This is a genomic window from Litchfieldella rifensis (genome assembly GCF_042646605.1).
GTDB classification, from domain to species: domain Bacteria; phylum Pseudomonadota; class Gammaproteobacteria; order Pseudomonadales; family Halomonadaceae; genus Litchfieldella; species Litchfieldella rifensis.
This window is the reverse complement of the sequence record NZ_JBHRUG010000023.1, coordinates 79,256-85,580: the sequence shown is the minus strand read 5'-3', so window position 1 is coordinate 85,580 and position 6,325 is coordinate 79,256. Positions and strand designations below refer to the sequence as shown.

Below are 6,325 nucleotides of genomic sequence, written 5' to 3'. Positions count from 1 at the left end.
ATGCCGAACTCAGCAGTGAAACCGCTCAGCGCCGATGGTAGTGTGGGGTCTCCCCATGCGAGAGTAGGTCATCGTCAGGCACCTATCCGAAACCCCCGATCTCGTTCGAGATCGGGGGTTTTTGCTTTTCGGGCATCGGAACATCAAGAGCTTGGCTGTCCACTTTGGTCGCGAACGTTCCCGGCGCAGACTTCCATCCGCTAGAATAGGGCTTTTCCCGGCTGGGGCAATTGTCATGACCATCGGTGACCTGATCCGCTTGCTGAGCGATGGTGACTTCCACTCTGGTGAACAACTGGGGGAGCGCTTGGGAGTGTCGCGTACGGCGGTCTGGAAGCAGCTCAAGAAACTCGAAGCCATGGATATCCCGCTGGAGGCGGTCAAGGGGCTTGGCTATCGATTGGCCGAGCCACTCGAGCTGCTTGATGGGACGATGATCGTATCTGGCTTGTCCCGGAATAGCCGACACCATCTGGCCAGATTGTTCATCGAACAGGAGCTGCCATCCACCAACCAGTATCTGCGCGGGCGCTTCGAGCAAGGTGCCGGCCATGGTGAGGTATGCCTGGCCGAAAGCCAGAGTGCTGGGCGTGGACGGCGAGGGCGAGGATGGACCTGTCCCTGGGGGCATGGTCTGTTGCTGTCCATCGGCTGGCGTTTCGAAAGTGGCGCTGCAGCGCTGGAGGGGTTGAGCCTGGCCGTTGGTGTCGCCGTCGCTGAAGTGTTGGAGCGTCACGGCATGCAGGTGGCGTTGAAGTGGCCCAACGACGTCCTGGTAGTGCAGCAGCATGCGTATCGCAAGCTGGCTGGTATCTTGCTGGAGATCAGCGGCGATGTGGCGGGTCCCTGTGAAGTCGTCGTGGGGCTAGGTATCAATGTGTCGCTGCCGGCGGGCGTTCGTGCGCATATCGATCAGCCGGTAGCGGCGGTACATGATCAACTGCCGGCATTGTCGCGCAACCAACTAGCATCGGAACTCGTGGATGCGCTGCTGGATTTGTTGGCGCGGTTCGAGGCCGAGGGGTTCGTACCTTGGCAGGCGGCCTGGAATCAGCGTAACGCTCATGCGGGAAAAGAAGTGGAGGTTCGTCAAGGGGAGCGTCGCTATATCGCAGAAGTCGACGGTGTTGACGCATCGGGCAATCTGCTGGTGTACACCGTGACAGGGGTCGAGCGCCTCGCCGGTGGTGAAATCAGTGTGCGTGGTCACTCATGATCCTGGATCTCGACATCGGCAATACCTTGTCGAAATGGCGCCTGAAAGATACCGCCAGCAGTGAGATTCGCTCGCGAGGAGCGGTATGGACCCGCGAAGAGTGGCGGCCTGGGGCGGACATTCCTGACCTGGATGTCGTCGAGGCAGTGCGCATTTCCAGTGTTGCTCGCCAGACGGTGTTACGAGAGACGGTGGGGTTGTTGCGCCGCCAGGTCGGGGCGGTGTACGTGGCGCGCTCCACGTCGGAGGCGTTGGGCGTGACCAATGGATATGGAAACCCTGGGCGGTTGGGGGTGGACCGCTGGATGGGCGTTTTGGCCGGTTATCACCTGGCCGGCGGTTGTTGCAGTGTCGATTGCGGCAGCGCCATTACCATCGATTTCGTGCTGCCGGGAGGTCGCCATCTGGGGGGGTATATCCTGCCTGGTCTGCGCTTGATGAAGGAAAGCCTCCAGCTCGGCACGCGTAATGTCGCCATCGATCCCGATAGCGAGGCCGATGAACTCCTGGCGCCGGGCAAGAATACCGTCGAGGCGGTCAACCATGGCATCTTCATGGCGGCGGTAAGTGCCGTCAATCGTATCTACAGTGAGGTCTGCGATCGCGAAGGGGTGGCCCTGCCGCTGTTGCTGACCGGCGGCGATGCCCGCGTCGTATCACGAGGCATCCGTGTGCCCCATGCGCTATGGCCGGATATGGTCTATGGCGGCCTGGAAGCCTGTTTTCCGTTGACCGCTGCCGAGCGTGCCGGCAAGCTGTCGGGCGCGCCAAGGGTGCCGTCGCCGGTGGCATTAGAAAAAATACGCGCTGGGCTTGCATTCTCCATGCTGCTTTGACACAATTTCGCGCGTTCGCAGCGGGAGTGCCGCCGGGATCAGTCTCGGAAAAAGCAAGATAAACACTTGACAGTGTTGCGAAAAGCGGTAGAATTTGCCGCCAGTTGGAGGGGTTCCCGAGTGGCCAAAGGGAGCAGACTGTAAATCTGCCGCGAAAGCTTCGAAGGTTCGAATCCTTCCCCCTCCACCAGTTTCGCCGAGACGCACTTGTGCTTCGGCTGCAGGAGTGGGTAGGCGGGTATAGTTCAATGGTAGAACCTCAGCCTTCCAAGCTGATGATGCGGGTTCGATTCCCGCTACCCGCTCCAGTACTTGCGAGACGCGTTGTGCTCATGTAGCTCAGGGGTAGAGCACACCCTTGGTAAGGGTGAGGTCGACGGTTCAAATCCGTCCATGAGCTCCATATTGTCGAAAAGGCGGGCGTTTGGCTCGCCTTTTCTCTTTCTCGGCCTTGCCGGGGTTGTCAGATGGGTGTGCTTTCGCTATGATAGCGCCCGCTGTTGCGCAGGCTGCCTGCAAGAGGTGCGCGCAAGCGTTGATACAGGCCAGTAGCTCAATTGGCAGAGCAGCGGTCTCCAAAACCGCAGGTTGGGGGTTCGATTCCCTCCTGGCCTGCCAGTCTTCCCCAGGCTGGCGAGATCTCGTATACTTTCATGTTTCGATTGCCACGCCCTGAGGAGTCTCGTTTTCATGAAACATAACGCCGAGGTGCAAGAGTCGCGCCACGACGGGCTCAAGTGGGCGGTTGTTGTCACTCTCGTGGTTGTTGCTGTCGTCGGTAACTCCTATTTTGCCGATCAGGCTATTCTCTACCGCGTGCTGGGTGTGGTGGCAGTATGCGCCTTGGCCGCCGTGGTGGCGCTGACTACCGCCAAGGGGCGGAATCTGGTTGAGCTGGCTCGCAGCGCGCGCAAGGAAATACAGCGCGTCGTCTGGCCGACTCGTCAGGAGACCGTGCAGACCACCGCCATCGTGCTGGTGGCCGTGCTGGTGGTTGGCCTGATGCTGTGGCTGATCGACACCCTTCTTGGCTGGGCGATGTCCGGCGTCATTGGTTAGGAGATTCCATGTCCAAGCGTTGGTATGTTGTGCATGCCTACTCCGGCTTCGAGAAGCATGTCATGCGCTCGCTCATCGAGCGCGTGAAGATGTATGGCATGGAAGATCGCTTTGGCGAGATTCTGGTGCCTACCGAAGAAGTCGTTGAGATGCGCGACGGCAAGCGCCGCAAGAGTGAGCGCAAGTTCTATCCCGGCTATGTGCTGGTCGAGATGGAGATGGATGATGCGACCTGGCACTTGGTCAATGAGACGCCTCGGGTCATGGGGTTCATCGGTGGCACCAAGGAAAAGCCGGCGCCGATCACTCAGAAGGAAGCCGACGCCATTCTGCGTCGTGTACAGGACGGCACCGATAAGCCGCGTCCCAAGACCGTGTTCGAACCAGGGCAGTCGGTGCGTGTCGTCGATGGCCCGTTCGCCGATTTCAATGGCGTCGTCGAAGAGGTCAATTACGACAAGAGCCGCCTGCAGGTCAGCGTGCTGATCTTCGGTCGCGCCACTCCCGTCGAGCTGGAGTTCGCCCAGGTCGAGAAGGAGTGATTCTCGGCCCGCTATCGTCAAGCATGTTTCGCTCGAGTCGCTGCGGCGACTCGTTAACCCGGGGAGCCGCAAGGCGCTACTACCCAACTGGAGTCCATCATGGCCAAGAAAGTACAGGCTTACATCAAGCTGCAGGTAGCAGCCGGTAAGGCCAATCCGAGTCCCCCCGTCGGCCCCGCGCTGGGTCAGCACGGCGTCAATATCATGGAGTTCTGCAAGGCGTTCAACGCCGCAACCCAGGATATCGAGCCGGGCCTGCCGACGCCGGTGGTGATCACCGTCTATTCCGATCGCAGCTTCACCTTCGTCACCAAGACGCCGCCTGCCGCCGTCCTGCTGAAGAAGGCTGCTGGCATCAAGTCCGGCTCCGGTGAGCCGAACAAGAAGAAGGTCGGTACCGTGACTCGCGAGCAACTCGAAGAGATCGCCAAGACCAAGGAGCCGGATCTGACGGCTGCCGATCTCGATGCCGCCGTACGTACCATTGCCGGCAGTGCCCGTAGCATGGGCCTCAACGTGGAGGGCCTTTGATCATGGCTAAGTTGTCCAAGCGCGCACAAATGATTCGCGACAAGGTCGATGCCTCCAAGGTCTACTCCCTCGATGAGGCGGTGGCGTTGCTCAACGAGCTGTCCACCGTCAAGTTCAAGGAATCCGTGGACGTGGCCATCAATCTGGGGGTCGATCCGCGTAAATCCGACCAGGTCGTGCGTGGCGCCACCGTCATGCCTAACGGTACCGGCAAGGACGTGCGTGTCGCCGTCTTTACCCAAGGTGCCAACGCCGATGCTGCCAAGGAAGCCGGTGCCGACATCGTCGGTATGGATGAGCTGGCCGAGCAGGTCAAGAAGGGCCAACTGGATTTCGATGTGGTCATCGCCTCACCGGATGCCATGCGCGTGGTCGGTCAGTTGGGCCAGATCCTTGGTCCGCGTGGCCTGATGCCGAACCCCAAGGTCGGTACCGTGACGCCGGACGTCGCCACCGCGGTCAAGAACGCCAAGGCTGGCCAGGTGCGCTTCCGTACCGACAAGAACGGCATCATCCATACCACGCTGGGCAAGGTCGACTTCGATGCGACTGCCATCCAGGGCAACCTGGAAGCGCTGGTAAATGATCTCAAGAAGTTGAAGCCCAGTACCTCCAAGGGCATCTACTTCAAGAAAATGACCCTGTCCACTACCATGGGGCCGGGTCTGACCGTCGATCACAGCGCATACGTGTGATCGACGTGACAACAGGCAGTGACTTTGCGGTCCCCGTGCGCTGTTTCGACATGCGTCGGCGGGGCACCGTCAAAGACCGCAGGTGCCGTCCCATGCCACACGGTGAGACGGCTTAATCTTCCCCAGGGGATGCCTGCGCAGATGGTGTGGCCGCCAGTGCGCTGGTGTGCACCATCACCCAAGAGTCCTTCGCCATGTGGCGAAGGACAGATGGTAACCACCGGGGTTCGCGGTGTACTCGTTACGCAGCCGCCCCGGCACGAAGGAGTGAACACAGTGGCACTAGCTCTCGAAGGCAAGAAGGCAATCGTTGCCGAGGTCAGTGAAGCCGCCAAGGACGCTCTCTCCGTCGTAGTTGCCGACTCTCGCGGTGTGGATGTGGGCGCAATGACCGATTTGCGCAAACAGGCTCGCGAGAATGGCGTGCAGATTCGTGTTGTCCGCAACACATTGGCACGCCGCGCCCTGTCAGGCACTCCTTGGGAGTGCCTGGACGAGACTTTCTCGGGTCCGACGATGTTGGCGTTTTCCTATGAGCACCCGGGCGCTGCCGCCCGTCTGTTCAAGGAGTTTGCCAAGACGCAGAAGGACTTCGAAGTCAAGGCGTTGGCCTATGAAGGTGAGTTCATCCCGGCGTCCGATCTTGACCGGCTGGCAACCTTGCCGACGTACGATGAGGCGATCGCCAAGCTGATGTCCGTCATGAAGGAAGCTTCTGCCGGCAAGCTGGTTCGTACCCTCGCCGCGCTGCGCGACCAGAAACAGGAACAAGCCGCCTGAGCGGCGGAAGATTGTTTCAGCGCTCCGCGACCATTGATACATCGAGCCCTTGCCCTTCAGGCTGCAAGGCTCCGCAAAGTTTAGGAATACGAAAATGGCACTGACCAAAGAAGACATCATCAACGCCGTCGCCGACATGTCCGTGATGGAAGTCGCCGAGCTGGTTTCTGCGATGGAAGAGAAGTTCGGCGTTTCCGCTGCCGCCGCCGTCGTGGCTGGTCCGGCTGCCGCTGGCGAAGTCGCCGAAGAACAGACCGAGTTCGATCTGGTGCTGACTTCCGCCGGTGACAAGAAGGTCAACGTGATCAAGGTCGTTCGCGAGATCACCGGCCTGGGCCTGAAGGAAGCCAAGGGTGCCGTCGACGGTGCTCCGGCGACCATCAAGGAAGCCATGTCCAAGGATGATGCCGAAGCAGCCAAGAAGAAGCTGGAAGAAGCCGGCGCGGGCGTGGAGCTCAAGTAACCCTTGTGCCCATGGCTTCACGCGCTGCGTAAGCTTCCACGGCTGGTGGCGGGACACCCGCTGCCGGCCTTTTTCTGTTGTTACTAGCTGGCCGCCAATGTGGCGTAGCCGCTAGCCGAATTCCGACGGCGAGCTCTCTTCAGGGGGCTTGCCGTCAGCGCCTGACGGAGACACTCCGTTCGGTGGCGCCGACACGCATCGGT

8 protein-coding genes, 4 tRNA genes and 1 rRNA gene are annotated in these 6,325 nt (G+C 60.3%); all 13 read left to right on the top strand.

What is annotated here, in order from left to right; translation table 11 throughout:
• Positions 1-80 (top strand): 5S ribosomal RNA (rrf, locus tag ACFOEV_RS22420); the annotation flags it as partial.
• Positions 81-235: 155 nt separating this feature from the next.
• The gene (locus tag ACFOEV_RS11675) at positions 236-1,216 is read left to right on the top strand and encodes a biotin--[acetyl-CoA-carboxylase] ligase (protein ID WP_386774067.1); all 981 of its coding nucleotides are present in this window, start codon (positions 236-238) and stop codon (positions 1,214-1,216) included.
• Complete coding sequence (locus tag ACFOEV_RS11670) at positions 1,213-2,052, top strand: type III pantothenate kinase (RefSeq protein ID WP_386774065.1); 840 nt, start codon at positions 1,213-1,215, stop codon at positions 2,050-2,052. The genes ACFOEV_RS11675 and ACFOEV_RS11670 overlap by 4 nt, the downstream gene beginning before the upstream one ends.
• Before the next feature lie 106 nt (positions 2,053-2,158).
• A tRNA-Tyr gene (locus ACFOEV_RS11665) sits at positions 2,159-2,242 on the top strand.
• 44 nt (positions 2,243-2,286) lie between these two features.
• Positions 2,287-2,360 (top strand) — tRNA-Gly (locus ACFOEV_RS11660).
• Between the two features lie 20 nt (positions 2,361-2,380).
• A tRNA-Thr gene (locus ACFOEV_RS11655) sits at positions 2,381-2,455 on the top strand.
• A 139-nt stretch (positions 2,456-2,594) separates the two neighbouring features.
• A tRNA-Trp gene (locus tag ACFOEV_RS11650) sits at positions 2,595-2,670 on the top strand.
• A 72-nt stretch (positions 2,671-2,742) separates the two neighbouring features.
• Positions 2,743-3,111 carry a preprotein translocase subunit SecE gene (secE, locus tag ACFOEV_RS11645; protein ID WP_386774063.1) on the top strand — a complete coding sequence of 123 codons (369 nt, stop codon included), beginning with the start codon at positions 2,743-2,745 and terminating at the stop codon, positions 3,109-3,111.
• Between the two features lie 8 nt (positions 3,112-3,119).
• Positions 3,120-3,653, top strand: coding sequence for a transcription termination/antitermination protein NusG (nusG, locus tag ACFOEV_RS11640; RefSeq protein ID WP_386774061.1), 534 nt, complete (start codon positions 3,120-3,122; stop codon positions 3,651-3,653).
• Between the two features lie 99 nt (positions 3,654-3,752).
• Entirely contained in the window at positions 3,753-4,184 is a 432-nt protein-coding gene (gene rplK, locus ACFOEV_RS11635) for a 50S ribosomal protein L11 (RefSeq protein WP_102626767.1), read from the top strand.
• A gap of 2 nt (positions 4,185-4,186) precedes the next feature.
• Entirely contained in the window at positions 4,187-4,879 is a 693-nt protein-coding gene (gene rplA, locus ACFOEV_RS11630) for a 50S ribosomal protein L1 (protein ID WP_386774058.1), read from the top strand.
• A gap of 276 nt (positions 4,880-5,155) precedes the next feature.
• Complete coding sequence (rplJ, locus tag ACFOEV_RS11625; protein ID WP_386774056.1) at positions 5,156-5,659, top strand: 50S ribosomal protein L10; 504 nt, start codon at positions 5,156-5,158, stop codon at positions 5,657-5,659.
• A 94-nt stretch (positions 5,660-5,753) separates the two neighbouring features.
• Positions 5,754-6,122 carry a 50S ribosomal protein L7/L12 gene (gene rplL / locus ACFOEV_RS11620; protein WP_386774054.1) on the top strand — a complete coding sequence of 123 codons (369 nt, stop codon included), beginning with the start codon at positions 5,754-5,756 and terminating at the stop codon, positions 6,120-6,122.
• The last annotated feature ends 203 nt before the right edge of the window (positions 6,123-6,325 follow it).